At 46.8% G+C, this 18,108-nt stretch carries 10 protein-coding genes; all 10 read right to left on the bottom strand.

All coding sequences use genetic code 11. The annotated features are described in order from the left end of the window. Positions 1–1,044: class I SAM-dependent methyltransferase (locus PQG80_RS17540; RefSeq protein ID WP_271752722.1), on the bottom strand; the 1,044-nt coding region annotated here is incomplete at its 3' end. Between the two features lie 9 nt (positions 1,045–1,053). Then, on the bottom strand, positions 1,054–2,295 hold the full coding sequence (locus PQG80_RS17535) for an ABC transporter ATP-binding protein (RefSeq protein ID WP_271752721.1): 1,242 nt from the start codon (positions 2,293–2,295) through the stop codon (positions 1,054–1,056). 14 nt (positions 2,296–2,309) lie between these two features. Further along, positions 2,310–3,107 (bottom strand): ABC transporter permease, encoded by a 798-nt coding sequence (locus tag PQG80_RS17530; protein WP_271752720.1) that lies wholly within the window; start codon positions 3,105–3,107, stop codon positions 2,310–2,312. 29 nt (positions 3,108–3,136) lie between these two features. Continuing rightward, positions 3,137–3,628 (bottom strand): hypothetical protein, encoded by a 492-nt coding sequence (locus PQG80_RS17525; RefSeq protein WP_271752719.1) that lies wholly within the window; start codon positions 3,626–3,628, stop codon positions 3,137–3,139. Positions 3,629–3,646: 18 nt separating this feature from the next. Then, positions 3,647–4,624 carry a glycosyltransferase family 2 protein gene (locus PQG80_RS17520; RefSeq protein ID WP_271752718.1) on the bottom strand — a complete coding sequence of 326 codons (978 nt, stop codon included), beginning with the start codon at positions 4,622–4,624 and terminating at the stop codon, positions 3,647–3,649. A 15-nt stretch (positions 4,625–4,639) separates the two neighbouring features. Beyond that, positions 4,640–7,057 carry an O-antigen ligase family protein gene (locus tag PQG80_RS17515; RefSeq protein ID WP_271752717.1) on the bottom strand — a complete coding sequence of 806 codons (2,418 nt, stop codon included), beginning with the start codon at positions 7,055–7,057 and terminating at the stop codon, positions 4,640–4,642. Between the two features lie 15 nt (positions 7,058–7,072). Next, positions 7,073–8,584 carry a sugar transferase gene (locus PQG80_RS17510; RefSeq protein WP_271752716.1) on the bottom strand — a complete coding sequence of 504 codons (1,512 nt, stop codon included), beginning with the start codon at positions 8,582–8,584 and terminating at the stop codon, positions 7,073–7,075. Positions 8,585–8,721: 137 nt separating this feature from the next. Further along, positions 8,722–10,869, bottom strand: coding sequence for a hypothetical protein (locus PQG80_RS17505; protein WP_271752715.1), 2,148 nt, complete (start codon positions 10,867–10,869; stop codon positions 8,722–8,724). Between the two features lie 163 nt (positions 10,870–11,032). After that, positions 11,033–13,741: an S-layer homology domain-containing protein gene (locus PQG80_RS17500; protein WP_271752714.1), complete on the bottom strand. Its 2,709-nt coding sequence runs from the start codon at positions 13,739–13,741 to the stop codon at positions 11,033–11,035. A 577-nt stretch (positions 13,742–14,318) separates the two neighbouring features. After that, complete coding sequence (locus tag PQG80_RS17495; RefSeq protein WP_271752713.1) at positions 14,319–18,086, bottom strand: S-layer homology domain-containing protein; 3,768 nt, start codon at positions 18,084–18,086, stop codon at positions 14,319–14,321. Between the last annotated feature and the right edge of the window lie 22 nt (positions 18,087–18,108).

The raw sequence follows: 18,108 nt of genomic DNA, 5'->3' as shown, positions 1-18,108 counted from the left end.
TATTAATTTTGATTTTTTTGCAAGTCTAATCGAAACTTGGCGTGACTTCCAGATGAGTGATTTTTTAATCGCTGCCATTTCTAATGTAAGTCTATACAGTTCTGAATTGAGCCACTGTTCCTGACGAGCTGCATAATCTAATTTATTAGTTACCTCCTGTATAACACTTTCGTAATAATTATGTTTATTCAATAAATCATTTATGTTTTCAAATTGCGTTTCGATTAATCTATCAAGTTGCGAATTCTTTGTTTTAAGTATTTCAATATCCACATGCAAATTTTTACTTTTATTAATTTCAATCTTCATTTTGTCACTCAGACGTTCATGCTTCAATAAAAGCTCTTTTCTTACATTATTTAAGATATCATATTCCTCTGACAAGTTTCCTATATAGTCTCCAAGTGTACGTTTGTGTTTGCTATTTATATTCTTACGTTCAAAGATAAGCAATAGCTGCTTTCCAGCCCAGAAGATATTTTCTACTTTAGAACAATCATACTCACGGGAATAAACAAGATCAAAATCTTTATAGTCAATTTGAAAATCACTGTATTCAAAAGTATAAAAATGCTCTTTAAACCTATTTCTCTCTTGAAAAGGAATTAGTATAACTACATATCGCTCAGCTTTTTCAAAAAGTTGATGTAAAATTTCAAAAGGCTCGTAAAAATGCTCAAGAGTGTTAGAAGAAAAAATGACATCAAACTTTTGATCCATTTCCTTAATGTCGGATACATAAAATGAATACTCTGGATACAATTTTAAAGCTCGTTCAATAGCTTCCTCTGAAAAATCAATTCCCACAAAATGGCTTTTTGGATATTTGGGGGCCAGGTGATGAACACCATCTCCTTCAGCACAACCTACATCAGCTACTGTCACTCCACTAGCGAGAATTTCGTGAAACCAATTAGGAAATAAACTATGAGCAACTTCAGCAAAATATAATGTCTGCTGACGCCCAGAGTTTTGCTCCCAGTCTGAGTCAAACCGATTATTCCAATAAGACCTACTATTAACTTCAGTTTTGAGATCTTCCATTCTTTCACACTACTTTCTTAAATACTTTTGAACTGGCGGATGGATGATGCCAAATATCTGACTTGGAGTAACGGACTTTAAGTACGTAGCCCCTTCTATATAATCATAATAACTCGGCTGAATGGAATTCCGATCTTCTACAGCAACCACCAATATAAAGTCACCATTAGTTAAATAATTCACAAATTCAAACGTAACTTCATTTTTGCTTTTTATCTCTTTGTTGCTAATCTGATCATCATCCATCGTTGTATAAACGACTAGATCTAATCCCATCGTATTTTTCAATGAAATCGCTACACTTATGTGCCCTTTCAAATCTGGAGGCAGATCATATATAACTCGAACTCGAATAGTTTCTCCAAAATTAATTAACGTGGTTTCTTTTCCTTTCTCATTAATCACCATTACTTTTTTAATTACATTCGGGTTACTTCCCCAACGATTAATATAGTTATTAACTTCATGAATATGTTCTGAGAAATCCGAATCCTTTTCTTGTGGGATAGCCTGCTCGATAAGCATTTCATCTGAATTCATAAATTCCATATATTCTGCTGTTACCTGCAACGTATCACCGAACGAAATTAACTTTCCTTGATGCATCCACAATGCTTTATCACAGAATTTCCTAATGCTTGATACATCATGTCCCACAAAAAGTATTGTTACATTCTCCTTTTTAAGCTCTTCAAACTTTTTAAAACACTTTGCCTGAAATTTCATATCACCTACTGCTAAAGCTTCATCCACAATCAATATATCCGGCTTAACATTGATGGCTACAGCAAATGCCAATCTAGCAAACATACCACTGGAATAGGTTTTTACTGGTTGATGAATATGCTCTCCTATATCCGCAAATTCTATTATTTTATGAATAACTTCGTCCATTTCTTTCTTTGACTTGCCTTCAATAGTGCCATTTAGGTAGATATTCTCAATCCCTGTATATTCCACATTAAAACCAGCACCTAACTCAAGAATTGCTGATACTTTTCCATTAACATTCACTGTCCCAGAGGTAGCATTAAGAACTCCTGTAATTATCTTTAATAGAGTTGATTTGCCAGACCCGTTTCTCCCAACAATCCCAACTGTTTCACCTTGATTAACCTCAAAGCTCACATTTTTCAGTGCATGAAATTCCGAATGATAACTCTTCCTCTTTCCAAAAAAAACCTCTTTTATCCTATCGTTCGCTGAATTATATATTTTATAAACTTTCGACAAATCCGAAACAATTATCATAAGTTTAACTCCTACTAAAGTACATCCGAAAAATGCGGACGCAATTTTTTAAATAGGTAAGAACCAAAAACCAGAAAAAATAGAGTTAGGAACCAAAAGTATGGAGTTTGTTTGTAATGCTCCCAGAACCACACTTGATCAACAAATGTATCACGAAAGCCTTGGATTATATAAAACAACGGATTAACTTCAAATATAATCCGATATTTCAATGGCACTAATGAAAAGGACCAGAATATTGGAGTTAACCAAAATCCAAACTGCAATATTATACTAACAATTTGCCCGACATCTTTAAAAAATACATTTAGTGCTGATGTTATCCAGGATAAACCTATAGTGAAGAGGGTTAAACAAATCATGTAATAAACTATTTGCAGTAAATAAAAATTCAAAGAGTATCCATACAATAAATAAACAACTATTGTAAGAATTATAAAAAACACATTAATACTTAGAGCAGCTATGATTTTGACGATAGGTAGAAGTTGAACTTTGAAAACAACTTTTTTGACGAGAAAACTGCTTTGTTCTATTGCAGAAGTAGCTGACGAGAGGCTTTCAGAGAAAAAGAACCACGGGACTATCCCGGCTAATAACCATAAAATAAAAGGCACATCGCCGACGGGAAAAGATCTAAAGCCGACTTGGAATACAACCCAATATGTTAATGTTAAAAGCATCGGGTGAATAAAAGCCCAAATCCCGCCTAACGATGAACCTAAGTACCTTGATGTTACATCTCTTTTTGCTAGTTGGAGTATTAGTTTGTAGTTTCTAATGATATCCCTAAAGTACCTTAATAAAGTCATTTTCTTTCCCCTTACTTAAATTCATAAAGCTACTTCTGAAGGGTATACTCCCCACGCACCAACACCGTCAGCCCATTCTTCTGCTTCGGATCGGGCTCAATGCCTCTTCCGTCTCGTGGAAACAAAATCAAATGATTTGTGGCGATCGGCATACCGGAAGCAATATCAGCACCAGCTGTAAGGTCTGATAGACCGTTTGTATCAGAACTATAGGCTACAGCTTTACCTGTGCGTACGACGATCTCTCCACCGGCACTTACCATCAGCTTGTTACCGAGCGGTACGGTGACGACTTCGAGCTTAGCGCTCGCTGATTCCGTGCTTGTATTCCCGCCTGTTGTGCCGCCATTCGCCAACTCTGCAATCTTCTGATCCACGTAACTTTTAGTCACGATCGGGTCATCGGAGAGCCCTGGCGTCGTCTGTTGAACGTCTGCATAGGCAGATTGGTACCAGTTGACGCCCCCGGCGACGACTGAGGCAGCGACGAGTATGCCGAAGATCTTGGTATATCGATTCATGGTGAACATCCTCTCCGCTCAATGATTGCTGACCGATTGTGCTTCGGCCTTGAAGATTACGGGCTCCCGCACGATTTGCGACTTGTCGTAATTTGACCAGAAACCTGGGTGCATGCTGAAGCGTCTTCTGAACATGACTGGCAGCTTTTTATAGGACACGCCCAAGCGGTAGCCTGCGTATTTTGCAGCTGCTTCTCCAATCCACTTCGGGATCCACTTCCAATCCCCCTGTTTCCACAAGCGCCCAAGCTGTTCCTTAACGAGCCTGCCGCCTTCCTTCTCCGCACGCGCATATTGAAAGATCCATTCGTTCATCCGCATGGATACGCCGATATCGAAGTTGCGCTTGAATTGCTTTTTTAAGCTGTAGTCATGCGAGTGTATGACGCTTGCGCGTGGGTTGTACACAACCGCGTACCCATTGGTAATGCACTTGGCTGCAATCATCATGTCCTCATTTAATATGATCGGGGCCGGAAATCCTCCCAGCTGCAGGAAAGTATCTCTTCGAATAGCCGAGCACACATTTGTAAAGAAAAACAGCTTAATACCGAATCGATCCAGATCGGCTAAGGTTTTATGGATATACAATTCCGGGTAGTTAATATCACGCGTCATTTGCTCGAGCACGTTGGAGTCGGATCTCGCGATCTGTCTGCCGCAGACGGCAGCCACTCTAGTATCCGCGAATGGCGCTATAATCTCTTCTAGGAATCTCTCATGATGCGGCACTGCATCCTGGGTCATAAAGACGATTACATCGCCAGTCGCCTTTTGCGCAGCGAGATTTCTCGTCCCGCCGTGGTCGAAGTCCTTACGTTCTACGGACATTACTCTAGTGCCTAGTCTTTTAGACATGAGTAGGGTCCCATCGTCTGAACGGGAATCTACGACGATAATTTCATGCGGACGGACAGTCTGTTCCTGCAGCTTGCCAATCAGCTTTACCAAGTATTTTTCTGCATTCAGAGTCGGCAGGATAACTGATATTTTCACCGCTATCCCTCCTTTCTAATTGAGCTGATCTAGTTGGCCCGCTTCATTGGCATCCACAGCTACTAGCTTCTCATACAACGCCTGATCATCTTGCCCTTGCTTTCTGAGCGAAGCCAGGTAGTATCTGGCCACCTTGCGATTGGTTTCCGCACTCAGATCTTCTTGCACGGTCGGCTTTAATATTTCAGTTGCTTGAGCATAATCCCCTGCACTAAAGGTGACTTCGCCCGCTGCCAGCCTTGTTGCACTTGAGATGGCGAATACCCGATTAACTTCAACGGTTTTCGGCAACTCCTGTACGATCCGCTCCTGTTCAAGGACCTTGCTGTAATACTCCATGATAGAAGCAGCCGTTGTCTTGGCGCCTTCGACATCGTTCGCTTGCGTCTGTTGCTCCCACTTCGCGAGCAGCGTCGTCTCCAGGCGATCATAAAAGGTTTGTTCAAATGGATATTGCGCGACGGCCTTCTGCATAATTTGAATGGCACCATCTTGGTTGCCACGTACCAGCTGAATGGTATAATCCAGGTCTATACCCGGACGATAATAGGGTTCAGTTTTTACAAGCTTCTGCAGATACTTCTCCGCTTCTACCAGATAACTCTCGTCCTCGGACTGGTCATACGCTTGATAGTTCCAGCTGGTTAACTGCTGCAGCAGCACGGGGTGTCCGGCTGTAACCTTCAGGCCTTGCTCCAGTAGATCGACAATCTCATTGAACGGTCTCTGCTGCGCATAAGCATCGTTCGCATTTTCGATCTGATTGGAGCTATAAAGCCGCAAGCTAGCGATGACGATCAGTCCTACGCCAAGCGCCGCCAGAATACTAGAGCCTGCTATTTTTAACTGACGAGCCTGCTTCTCCCCCCATTGCTTGACCGGCGACAGCGCGCCGCCAAGCACGCCGAGACATAGAAAGACTAGAATGTCATACAGCAGGTAGCTCATTTCAAAGTCGATCGATGCGTGCAATAGAATCGTAATCGGTACGATGAAGTAGAAAATATACTTATTTCGCAGCTCTTCGGACATTCTGCGATACTTAATTGCAAAGGAGATGAGCGAATATAGGATAAGACCAAGTATCGCAACCGCGCCGACAATGCCGACTTCGACGAGTAGTTGGGTAATAAAGCTATGCGTCTGTGCACTGAGGTAGGGGTAGGATTGATATTTTTCATAGGATGCCTCCCAGGCTCCGCTGCCCCCTCCGAACACCGGGTAGTCTTTCCACAACTGAATGGCATTCTTATACATTCTTAGACGCTCGTAAACGCTATGCGTTTCAAGATTAACGCCTTCAATGCGGTTGCGAAGTACCGGCGGCAGCAGCTTGACCATCGTATCGGACAGTACGGCTGCGGCTCCTAGGATAAATAATACGAGGAGTCCGATCGGCAGCCAAATGCCGGAGCGGTTGGAGGCTCGATTGCCGACCTTCTCCTGCAACCTAGGCTCTATGTATCTCTCTATTGCATAGGTTATAGCACCCATGGCGAGGGAGGCAACAATCAGAATTGCCCAATATCCTATAGCGTCTCCGGAGAAGATCGATACCGTATCGTACGGCTGCTCAGCCGCAATAGCGGCCTGGATGCCAGTGACGACTTCGATGCCTCGGTCGGCTAACTTAGAGTAAATTAGAAGCGCAATTCCCATGCCAATTACGGAGTAAAGGATCATCTTAATCTGCAGCTTCAACCGGAGCATGGCCAACGTCACGATCGCGATAATCGGGAGCACGACGAGCGCGCCCCGAGATAGCGTGAGAAAAAAGGACACCAACACGGGCACCAGCATGATGCCATGGAATATCTGGAGGCCCCTGCGAGTCGTTCGGCTAATCTCTATGAGCATGATGATCCACATGATGAGCAACAGCACGGCATATGCGTTCGCATATTGGAAGACGGAAGTGATCCGAATCCCATCTTGAGGCGTTAAGGAATCCAGCATATACGCATTGCCGAACATCGTGAGAAACCCGTATGCGACGAGGAGATAACCAAATATTAAAAATACTAGCGGGAACCGCTCAGTCAGTTGATTGGATCTGGACCAGAATGTACCGGCTGCATAAAACAAGAACAGAGCCAAGTGTATAAGAATCCCGATCTTAGCCATGTAGGGAGAAAAGGCTTGAAATGAACTTACGAGGTAAACGAGCGGTAACAACAGCGCTAGAGCGCTCATGATTAGATTGGCTCTCGTCCATTCGAAAGTGCTCGCACTCATCTGCACGATGAGCCACAAAGTCACGAAGGCGGAGACGATTAACGTCAGCATAGCCGGACTCTCGAATTGGTATTGGTTAGGGCTATGGAGGCCAAAGCCGAGGAAGATGCCGTTTTTAAACATCGCGATAAACAAGATAAACGCGATCCATGCCCACGCAAACCATTCTCTAAATCCCGACTTCTCTTGACGCTTCAACGCTGCCACTCCTCATCAATACGCTCCCGTGCCTCTTATGACGACAGGAACTGTTTTTAGCAATATTTTCATCTCAAGCGCAATACTCCAACGCTCGATATACTGAATATCCAGATTGATCCACTCTTCGAAATTCAGATCGCTGCGGCCGCTTACCTGCCATAGCCCGGTCATACCTGGCAAGACGTCCATGCGCCGCCAATGATAATTGGTATATTGGGCGACTTCATCGGGCAGCGGCGGCCTCGGTCCGATCAAGCTCATATCGCCCCTCAGTACGTTCCAGAGCTGCGGCAGCTCATCTAGCGAGTATTTGCGTAGCCACCGGCCCGTGCGCGTAACTCTGGGATCGTCCTTCAGCTTAAATGCAGGCCCTCCACTGACTTCATTCGACGTATCCAAGCGTTCTCTCAACCGCTCCGCATCGGTACGCATCGATCTGAATTTGATCATGGAGAACGGCACGCCGTTCTTACCGACCCTGACCTGTTTAAAAAACACGGGCCCTTTTGAATCGATCTTCGTCCACAATCCTAGAACTGCGAACAGGGGCGCTAATAGGATGAGCAACATCGCGCTGATCAAGATATCAAACAGCCTCTTCAATACGATGTTCATTCCTCTAAGCGGCGTTTTGACGACTTCCATATAGGGCTGACTAGAATCGGCGTGAAACGCGAAAACGGTAGATATGCGATCAAACATTTCCGGAATAATCCGGATATCCACATTGTATTTGTAAATGGTATGCAGAATCGATTCGATCACGCTTCGCTCGGATGGAATCGTGATGTACACGATATCGATATGCTGATTCTGAAGGGCTGCTTCCAACTCCGTCGTCTTGCCGATGACCTCCGAGCCGATCTTGTAATCATCTAAATAACCGACGACTTTGAATTTATGGCTTCGTTCCTGCTCCAGGGCCTTATGCAGCTCGTTACCTACCTTACCTGCGCCTACGATTAGAACACGGTCCTGCAAGTAGCCTTTGGCGTTCATAGCCTGATTCGTGTATTTATGCGCGGCGCGCCATATCACAGCCTCTACGAGCATGAGGATAGCAAACGTAACAAGCGTCACCCGGGAGTAGATAAACGTCGTTTTCAACAGAAAGGTAATACCGATAGACATGAGAAACGCATAACTTGTGGCTTTCGCAGAGAACAGCAGTTCCTCCGTTAGCCCGCGCTCTCTTTTCCCTGAAAAAAGAACGGCTTGCGCTCGAATAAACCCGTGAATAAGCAGAGTCATGCCTAGAAAGAGCAAGTACTTATCGAACACGTAAACATCTCGAATCCAATGTATCGGATTGAGCGTATCGACTGCAGGATAATCCGGTAATACCTTTAGATACATGAGCAAGTAGAACGTCAGAATGTATAAGCTATATTCGCCAGTTAAAAAGGAAATCTGAATTAATCTTCTTAGCTTATCAATCTTGATCCTCTGCTTGGAAGCATTCCCTACCGCCTTAATCCGCAACTGTGCCATGCTCTTGGCATGTGCTATCCGATTCACTTCCATGCTCGTTCACCATCATTCGGGTATAGATATCTCTATTTTATCACATTTTCCGACAAGCGGGTGGAATGTATTTTCCAGTTTTGTGAATAAAAAACTGCCGGTATAGGATGAATACCGGCAGTTAAAGGTTAGAGCGATCAGCTGTTCGTGTCTGCAGTCCAATCGTTTTGAATATACCAATTATCAATATTTCGTTCAGCAATGAGTTTCTTTGCCCCTTGGACACTTTCATATAATCTTAACTTATATTTAAGTGCACCATTAAAACCATTGTTTGGATTCGCTTTTTTTATAACAAGCTCTTGATTTGATCCTGCATGAAGAGTAGGCGTTGCCGGATCTCCTTCAATCGTCAATTCCTGACTAAGATAATTGGTCTCAGCGCCATTGGATGTATCTACGCCAACGACTTCCATTACGAGCTTGCGATCGGTGGGATAAATATTGTAAGTTGCGTCTTTATCTAAGTTATAAAGCAATGTCAACTGGACATCATCGCCAAGTAGGGTAGGAGTAATCTTATTTATTGAAAATTTATACGGTAACAGACTAATGTCTTTATAAGCGCTGTATAATCGCTGTTCTTGCGGAAGACCATAGGAGACTGCATTAATGAATCCTTCGGCGGTCGTCTTCGCATCCGTATACTTGGTATCGGTGACACCCTCTCCTACAATCAACTTCAGATTGTTCGTATCGTAGTTTTGCGGTACCGTCGCCGTAAATGTGAGCAACGCTTTGTTTGAAGCGTTCACTTGTCCTTCTGCCATCGTGGCGGTTGCCGGAAAAATATCGCCGTTGTCGCTCTTGAACAGCCCGACCAGACGGATCGGATCGATCGTTCGCTTTTCCGTGCTGGTGAGCGTCATTTGCACTGAGAAGATCTTATTCGTCGTCGTATTATATACATTCACATTGTTTAGCGCCGCTGTCATCTTACTGCCATCACGATCAATGTTCATAACCTTATCTACGGCATACGTCGGGATTTGAGCTAAGTACGAAGTACCTGTCAGTTCCCCAAGCTTGGTCGTCGTCTTGTCATCTACCTTGTTGTTCAACATCAGTTGAGCTTTCGTAAAATTAAAGTTAGAAGGTAGCTTCGCGTATACATCAAGATCCACATAGCCGCCTGCATTCAATCCGAACTGATTGTTAACCGCAATCGTCTTGAAATCCAGCTTCGTTTTATCGTCCAGATAGAAGTATCCTGATAAGCTAGGAATGGATACTGCCGTTGTCGATTTATTCGTAAGACGAATCCTCGCAGAAAGTACATCTTGGCTGTTCCAAGGCTCTCTGAGCAGCGACGTAAGCTTGTAATGGTAGCTGCCTTCCGTATTTGTGTAAGTAAAGTTGTCAGCCGCCGATGAAGTGGTTGGCGTACTGGTACTGAAGTAAAGATTGTAGGTTCCGACCGGAAGCGTAACTGCCGTTTCTCCTCCATTATCTCGCAGTATCATCAACTTCCATCCCGTTTTTGCCAAAGAATTTGGAACAGTTGCAGTTATGCTTAACTCTTTGCGTGTCAAAGGCTGAATGCTCAGGTCCTCCGTGATTGAGGGCGTCGCTTCATACATAATTCCGCTTGCTGTTACGAGATAATATTTATATTTGCTAAGCGCTACGGCTTTTTTTCCGATATTGTTATATACATAATTGACCGTTATCTGTTGATCCTCGTCGCCAGATGCTGCGATCTTAGCTGACGTTACTTTTGAATTCAATATAGTCGTAGCAAAATAAAGCGATTTGTAAGAACCTGCCGCTACCACGTTGTTAAAGTTTTTGGGGAATGTAAACCTACCAACGCCTTGCTCATAGCCGGCTACACTAAAGTTGAACTTGACTACTTTAAAAATAAGATCTGATAGTTTCGTTGATTCTCCTACGGTTGCATACAGCGTAATCATCAGTTTGGAGTTCGGAGCGATCCTTGTAAGTTTACCGTCTGCCGCTGATGTTTTGATGGAATACGTGCTGCCAGATAAGTTAGCTAACCTAAACCAATAGTTCGTGAGATCCAGAGAAGCTGAACTGCCGTTATAGATGCTTAATGTAAATGCAGCAATCTGTCCGCCATCAACCGGAGATAGTCCTACATCCACCAAGTTTATATAGCTTGTGCTATTCAAATATATTGGCTTCACGACTTGCGTCACGGCGGTTATCATTGGAGCGGCTGCTTTCGTAGTAGTTGCTGCACTTGCAGAAAAAGGAGCCACAGCCAGCATTACCGCAGTTAATCCGACCAGCACCTTAAACTTTTTGCTAGATCCGTTCATCCGACGATCCTCCTATAATCAATTTCATTTATTATAGCTTGCATACATGAATATTACGTGAACCTTATCTCAACCTACTATTATAGACGACGAATATAGTCAAAAAGTTGTGTGAACAGAAAAAAAGAGCAAGCCCGAAGGCTTGCTCTTTTCTGCTTAATTATTACTTGTTGATTTGGATATCGGCGATGGTGTTGCCGTTCATATCCGTAATGTTCGTGCTAGCAAACTTGACGGAGATCGTTTGAGCCGTCGTGAATTTGCTTGAAGTCGTCGTGATGACAACCGCATTGTTGCTAACGGTGATGGATTGGATGTCGGCAGCAGCAACATCGCTACCATTGATGGATACCGTTACACCCTTTACATCAACTGCTACACCAGCATCGTTCGTCGGACCCTTCAGCGTCTCGCTCGTAGCAACCGTCAGAATCTTGTCAGAAGTCAGAGCGACGGATTGAGCTACAGGCTTAACGTTCTCGTGAAGGTTAACCGAAGAAGAGACTTTCGAAGAGTCAAGCGTGTTGCCGTCCTTGTCGACGATGTTGCTGACTTTCAGCGTGCGGTATCCGTTAACCGGAATCGTGCCAGCAGGCAGTTCAGCAATTACAGTCGTAGCCGTATCCTTGAAGTACAGGTTCGTACCGGTCGGAAGAGCAACGTCGTTAATCAGGAACTTAGATACGTCAAGCGCAGCCGTAGTCAGCGGAGCGCTGAATACGAATTGCAGCTTGCCAGGAGCTACTTCAGTAGCAACAACAGATACATTGCCAGTCGTGCTGCTGGAAGAAGAAACCGTGAAGCTCAGCGTCTTGGCGCTGATTTTGTTACCTGCTGCGTCTTGAACGGAGTTGCTTTCCAGCGTGATGTTGTACTTACCAGCAACGAGTTTACCGTCTTTTACAACCGGATAAGTACCGTTGCTCGTACCCGATACAGTCAGCACCAGGTAGGACAACTCAGAGTCACCTGCAGGATCGCCACCGCTCTTATCAGCATCATAGCCGACAGCAGCAGTTGCTACCAGATTACCTGCGGAGTAAATACTGTTGCTATCCGTCAGGTTATAAGCAAACGTAGCTGGGCCGTTCCAAGTAATTTTCTCATCAAACTTCACGATGACCTTGTTGGCTTCATAAGCAACGCTTTGAACAGCAGGAGCCGTCGTGTCCTTAGAGATCGTCACAGCTTGCGTGAAGTCAGCGCCAGCGATGCCGGCAAGATCCTTGTAACCAGAGACCTTGACGGTCAGGTTCAGGAAGCTAGCACCCTTTGTAGTCAGCCAGGAAGATGCATCATAAGATTGCGTGAACGTAGCCGCATCGTAGTCAGCTGGTTTTGCAGCAATCGCGGACAGGCCAGTTACATCGTTTGCATAGATCGAGCTGACAACCGACGTGTCGATTGCTTCGCTGAATTTAACCTTGACAATGGAGCCGTTAACCGTCAGAGCTGCAACCGTAGGAGCAGTCGTATCGGTCGGAGGCGTCAGCGTCGTGTTGTAATCGAACAAGTTACCAGCAACGTCTTTACCGCCTACGAGGTAGAAGCTGTAAGAAGTACCCAGGTTGAGCGGAGAAATCGTGATCGACTTGTTGTCCGAAGCTACGGAGTAGACGATGGACGTGTTGGAAGACTTGATTTCAACGCCGTTTACAGAAAGAGTACCAACGGAGCTCAGAGGCTCGCTGAATTCGATCTTAGCCGTCTTGCCTGCATACGAAACGTTAGTAACCGTAGGAGCTACGGAGTCGGCAAGCAGAACAGCTTGCTTGTAAGCCGTAACCTTTTGGCCGGAAGCGGACTTCAGGCTGTCGCTAACGGAGAACTGAACATAACGCTCGGACATAGACTTCGTGTAGAACGGTGCAGCAAACGTCAGAGTGACGGTTTGCTTGTCGCTGCTCAGCGCTGCGGAAGCAACGGTAGAACCCTCAAGCGTGAAGTAGCCCAGGTTCTTATAGCCGCCTTCCAGCGTAGCTTCGCTAACAGCCTTGTTGAACTTCACAGCAATTTGAATACCGTTCAGAACCGTAACCGATTCAACTGCGAATGCGCCGATCGTGACGTCCTTCGTTACAGCAACGGAAGCCTTCGTGCCGTCATAAGCAACGACAGTCAGCTTGTAAGCGCCTGGAACTTGCTTAGCAGTCGTGTACGTGAAGGTCTTGTCGTCCTTCAGCGTAGCAGCTACTGCAGTAGCCGTACCCAGGGCAACCTTAACGCTGTCAGCCGTGCCGACAACCTTACCGGATACCGTGATCGTATCGTCAGCGTTGACCGTAGCCGTAACGTCGCTCAGAACCGGAAGGGCCTTGAGTTGGTATACAGTGTAGGCAACGTCGATCGTTTGACCGCGGGTAGCGGAAGCCTTGTAGTTCGAAGGAACGGACAGGCCAGCGTTGATAGCAGCTTGGATGTACGGGCCAGCCCATGCGGACGAACCAGCAACAACCGCGCCGTCAACCGGCTTGATGCCAGCGAGGATAACAGCAACCTTGATCACTTGCTCAACGGTAACGTTCAGCTTAGGACCAAACTTGCCAGCGCCGATACCGTTAACCAGACCAGCGTCGGAAGCGGATTGGATAGCAGTGAAGTACCAGTCTTTAGCCTTCACGTCAGCGAAAGAAGACGCGGAGTTGACCAGCTTCAGGCCGCCAACGCTTGCGACGATCGTCGCGAACTCTGCACGAGTAAGCGTGGAGTCCAGGCGCGGGTTGCCGCTAGGGTCACCCTTCAGAACGCCTTGATCAACAAACAATTGATACTTCTGAGCTGTAGTCAGCTCAGCTGTAGCGGCAGATGCCATAGAGGCAAACATGCCGAATACCATAGCGAGTGCTATGAGAAGAGACAAACTTTTCTTCATAACCTTTTTTTCTCCTCCTCGGAAAGGACTCTGTAATGTTTTTGTGGAAGATTTGTAGCTCGATTCTCTCATCGGTGTGTCACCCCCTCTCCGGAGTTGAGCGTTGTCTATAATTGATGTCTGCAGCCATGTCTAGGTAGTAGAAGCATGTCGCAGAAACTCGTAAACACGCAGAAAATGGCCAGGGTAATAATGCCACTTTGATCATTATACATGCGAGCAAACCTAGCGTAAAGAGAATTCTTGGAAATGCTAGCCGCTCGTATGTCTTTAGTCCCTCTTGCGAGTCACATGATGTTAGACGCAGTTCGCCAGGAAAAGTTGCGCCGTCACTCCATTTTTTTGAGCAAATTTTTGCCGGAATTATCTTGACTACTTTTACACGGATTCTTTGCGTTCCAATCAAGCCAGTCAGGCTAGTCCTAGTTATTCTTTGCTTTCTATGTATGACTTAAGACTTCCATAGTATAGCCTACGGCCTCGCCGGCGTCATTGCCAAAAGATTTCCTCCATCGCACAATTCTATGAAAAATGAGAACGGGAGCCGCCCGCCGCAGCGGTAGCTCCCGTTCCTCCATTAAAGCTTCTTCAGCTTTTTCATTACGCGCTGAGCGATGACGGCCGCATCCGCGCGAGACAGGTTGGAATCCGGCTCATAGCGGAACGTAGCCTTGCCGTCGGCAACCGTGTTGGCAATCCCAGAAATAAAGCCCGCCTTATTCACCGCCAGTATAGAGCTGACCGCGTACGCGTCGGTCGTGGATGCATCGGTAAATATCTTTTGCAGAGAAGCCAGGTCCTTCTCTACATCCGCATTGCTCTTTACCAGGTTCATCGCGCGAGCGATCATGACGGCCGCTTCGCCGCGCGTCAGGTTGTCGTTCGGCATGAAGAGACGGGGCGACTTCCCTCGGATATATCCCTTCTTCACTGCTGTCTCTACATAACGATAATTCCAGTATGGCTGGTCCGGATAATCGAACGGCTGTACATCGTCGAAGGTCATGTTGTTCGGATCGTATTGTAACGGAATGCCCATAATCTTGACCAGCATCTGTGCGAATTCGCCGCGAGTGATGTTCTCGTATACGCCGAAGGAATTAGAATCTTTGTTGTTCATGACGCCGTGAGAGAAAATCGACTCCAACGCAAGCCTCGCGTACTTGTGGCCGATAATGTCGCTGAAGCTGTAACGTAGCCCCATGACCGTGTAATAACCGAAGCCGTCAAATGGTGCCGTCACCGTTTTATTCGACGTATTGACTACGCCGCCGATGTTCTCCCACCCATTGCTCGTATACCGCCACATGCTAAGGTTTTGTCCGTATGCGTTGGCGATATCCGAATCGTACTTAATGGTGATCGTGCCTCGCTGCGAAGGCTCAAGCCACTTGGACGGATCATAGACGCGGCCGTAGAACATATTGCTGGCTTGGTATGGCTGCATCGGATCTAAGAGGTTGAAGTCGCCGGTAGGCGTCGTCGTGCCATCGAAGTATCCCGCATCAATCCAGAACAGGTTGGAAGCCATACTGAAGTTCGTCTTGGGACGCAGCCGGTCCGTTGCATAGGAATCAGTGGCGACCGTTTTGATCATACCGTCCTGAGAGTTGCCCGCGTTGTCCGTTTCTCCGACGGCATTATATTTTTTGACCGTCCGTCCGTCCGTACGATCCGCAATGCCGAAGTAGATCATCTGTGAATTGAACAGATCGACCGTTTTCACGTCCTGACCCGGGCTTGCATTCGCCTGTCTCAAGAACGTGTTCTTTGGAAACGCGAGCTGCAAGTCCCCGGTAAAAATAGAAATCTTGCCTGACGCCGCGATAGAAGTCTTGAACTGAGCCGTAATCGAATCGTCGGCCGCATAAGTGACGTCGAAGGCACCGTTCACTTTTTGCGTACCCGACACGACCGTAAATTTCACCGAATTTTTGCCCGCTTTCAGATTCTGCATCTCGTAGCGGAAGATATCGCCTTCGCCCTTGGTCATAGCGACCTTGCCGATCAACACCTGGTCCGCTCCCTCAGCCTTGATGCTAACCTTCAGGAAGTTTGCGTTGATAACCGCCTCGTTCGGCAGTTTAGGCGAAAGGATCAAGTAGGGGGACAGATCGCGAATAATCGTAATCGTTTGAGATACCGTATTGGTTCCTTTGCGCAGAATAATGGTGACGTTAGTTGCGCCGGAAGTCGGGAGCTTAATCTCGGACAGACGGATCTGGAATTCCTTCTCATTGTTTGCCGGATCCAGCGTGTAATCCTTTTTCGGCAGTGTCGTCGCGTACATGTCAATAAATGAAACGATGGAATCCGTCGTAATCGGGTCACTAAGCGACAAAGTCGTCCCCGACGCCGTGCCTGCGGCCACTTTGTTACCGTTAATCTGCACTTCTAGAGAATCGAACTCGACGACTTTAAATAATAAATCCAGGGATTTCTCGGTCGTTGTATACTCATTGTCGTCCGTTACCGGAAACTTCACTGCGGTATCGGAAAACTTCCGTTGAGGCAAAGTAGTGCTGTCATTGGCTGGCGGAAGCACATAGGGTACAGGATGCACGTTAGTGATGATCGGTGCTTCCTTAGAGAATAAATAGATCGTTACAGATGTGGAGACCGGGATTCCGTTCGCCGTCCCGGTAAAGGTCAAGGTGTTGGCCCCAGCGACCAAGGTCAACGCGCTTGGCGTCAACTTGTAGCTGCCGTTGGAGATATCCACGACGATATCCGCCGCGCCGGCGCCCCGCGATACGACCACGCCGTTCAAAGTAGCTTTGATCGAGTCAAGTTCGGCCGAGCTGCCGAGATTGAAGTTCAAAAGACGGCCCACGATATCCCTGGCCTTAAATTCAGCATCGCTGTTGAACGTTTGTCCTGTAAACAGGTTATCGATCTGGATCGCAGGTGCCGGATAGTACGTGATGTTGCGCACGATGGAATTGGTTAATCCGCCGCTCGTAATCGTAAACGTCAGCTTCAGATCGCCTGCCGGAAGAGATCTCAACTTGATTACCGGATAGCCCCCGACCGTAGTGCGTTGAAGCTTATCGAACGAAGCGGACGCGGTGACGTCAACTCCGTTCTGCTCCACTTTCATATCGGCCGTGCCTGCATTGTCGAAGTTGTTCGCCTCGAGCACGATCCACAATGGAAGCTGCGAAATAGAAGCATTATTGGAGAAGTTTGCGCTAGATTGATACGTAATGACGTTGCCGCTGTTCTCGGTAACCCCGTATGCCTGCTTAACGCCCGTAATGACTGGTGAGCCGCCCTGAAGGTAGGTGAACGCCACCAGGTCGACGGCAGAGGCGCTTGGGCCAATAATTTTAAACGAGTAATCCCCGTTGGATGCCAACGAGAATACTCCGTTGGTCTCAAAACTGTACACCGCATAGTCAGTAGTCGATTCGATAAATGCGCCCGTCACGGTCGCGGACGTGATCGGCGTCCCAGTGGAAAGATCGGCAGTCTTGAATAGCTGAACCGTAAAGCTCGGAAGCGGCGAGCTCGCGGTCACTGGATCTGCGGTAGGGAGAATCAGACGTCCAGCTAGCTTCTTATTGGTTACGGTCGCGCTGATCGTCGGCTTGCCGTCCAATTGCAGCGTGTCGAGCGTTACATTGTATGCGGTAAGGGAAGCATTATAATAGATCAATTGTCTCGTCAGCTGGTACGTCTTGCTGCCGTTGCTGGCAATAATCGTAAGCTTGTTAAGCCCGTGCGTCAGCGCGATGCCGGACAGCACATAGCTAGAGCCGGAGCCGCCGAACATCTCGGTGCCGTTGATCGTCACCTTTGTCGCATTAGGCGCTTTGAGCGAGATCGTAGCGGTCGGGTTCGTCGTTACGGTCGATACGCCTTCGGACAGCGTCGTGCCGTCGATCAGCTTGACCTCCGAGATAACGGGCACGTTAGTGAAATAAACGTAGGCTTCCCCTGTAACCGCATTGCCCTGCGTATTGGTACCGGACACGGTAATCCGGTTCAGACCGTCGTAAATCTGGACTGCGGTGAAACGAAATCCGCTCGTCCCGGTGATGATCGGTATATTAGAACCCGTAGATGACTCGGCGACTTTATAGTCGGTCGCACCGGTACCGTTCTTGACCAGCTTCTCGATCTTGTAGCCGAGACTCGACTGAGAAACGCTGTTGAACGTACCCGCGATATCGATCAGATTGCCGTTCACGTCCGTAGGCGAGGTAATGACTGTGCTGTAATCATCGAATTGAAAGTACGCCGATGCCGCGTCCGCGGACTTGGCGGGCGCCCAGGGCAACAGCGTAGCGACGAGCGCCATCGTCAGCATCCATGCGACAAATCGTTTGTTCAGATGTTTCAAAGGGGAAATCCTCCTTGTGCGG

It is taken from the genome of Cohnella rhizoplanae, assembly GCF_948329515.1.
GTDB lineage: Bacteria > Bacillota > Bacilli > Paenibacillales > Paenibacillaceae > Cohnella > Cohnella rhizoplanae.
Note: the sequence above shows the minus strand (reverse complement) of the source record. Positions and strands in the feature narration are given on the sequence as shown.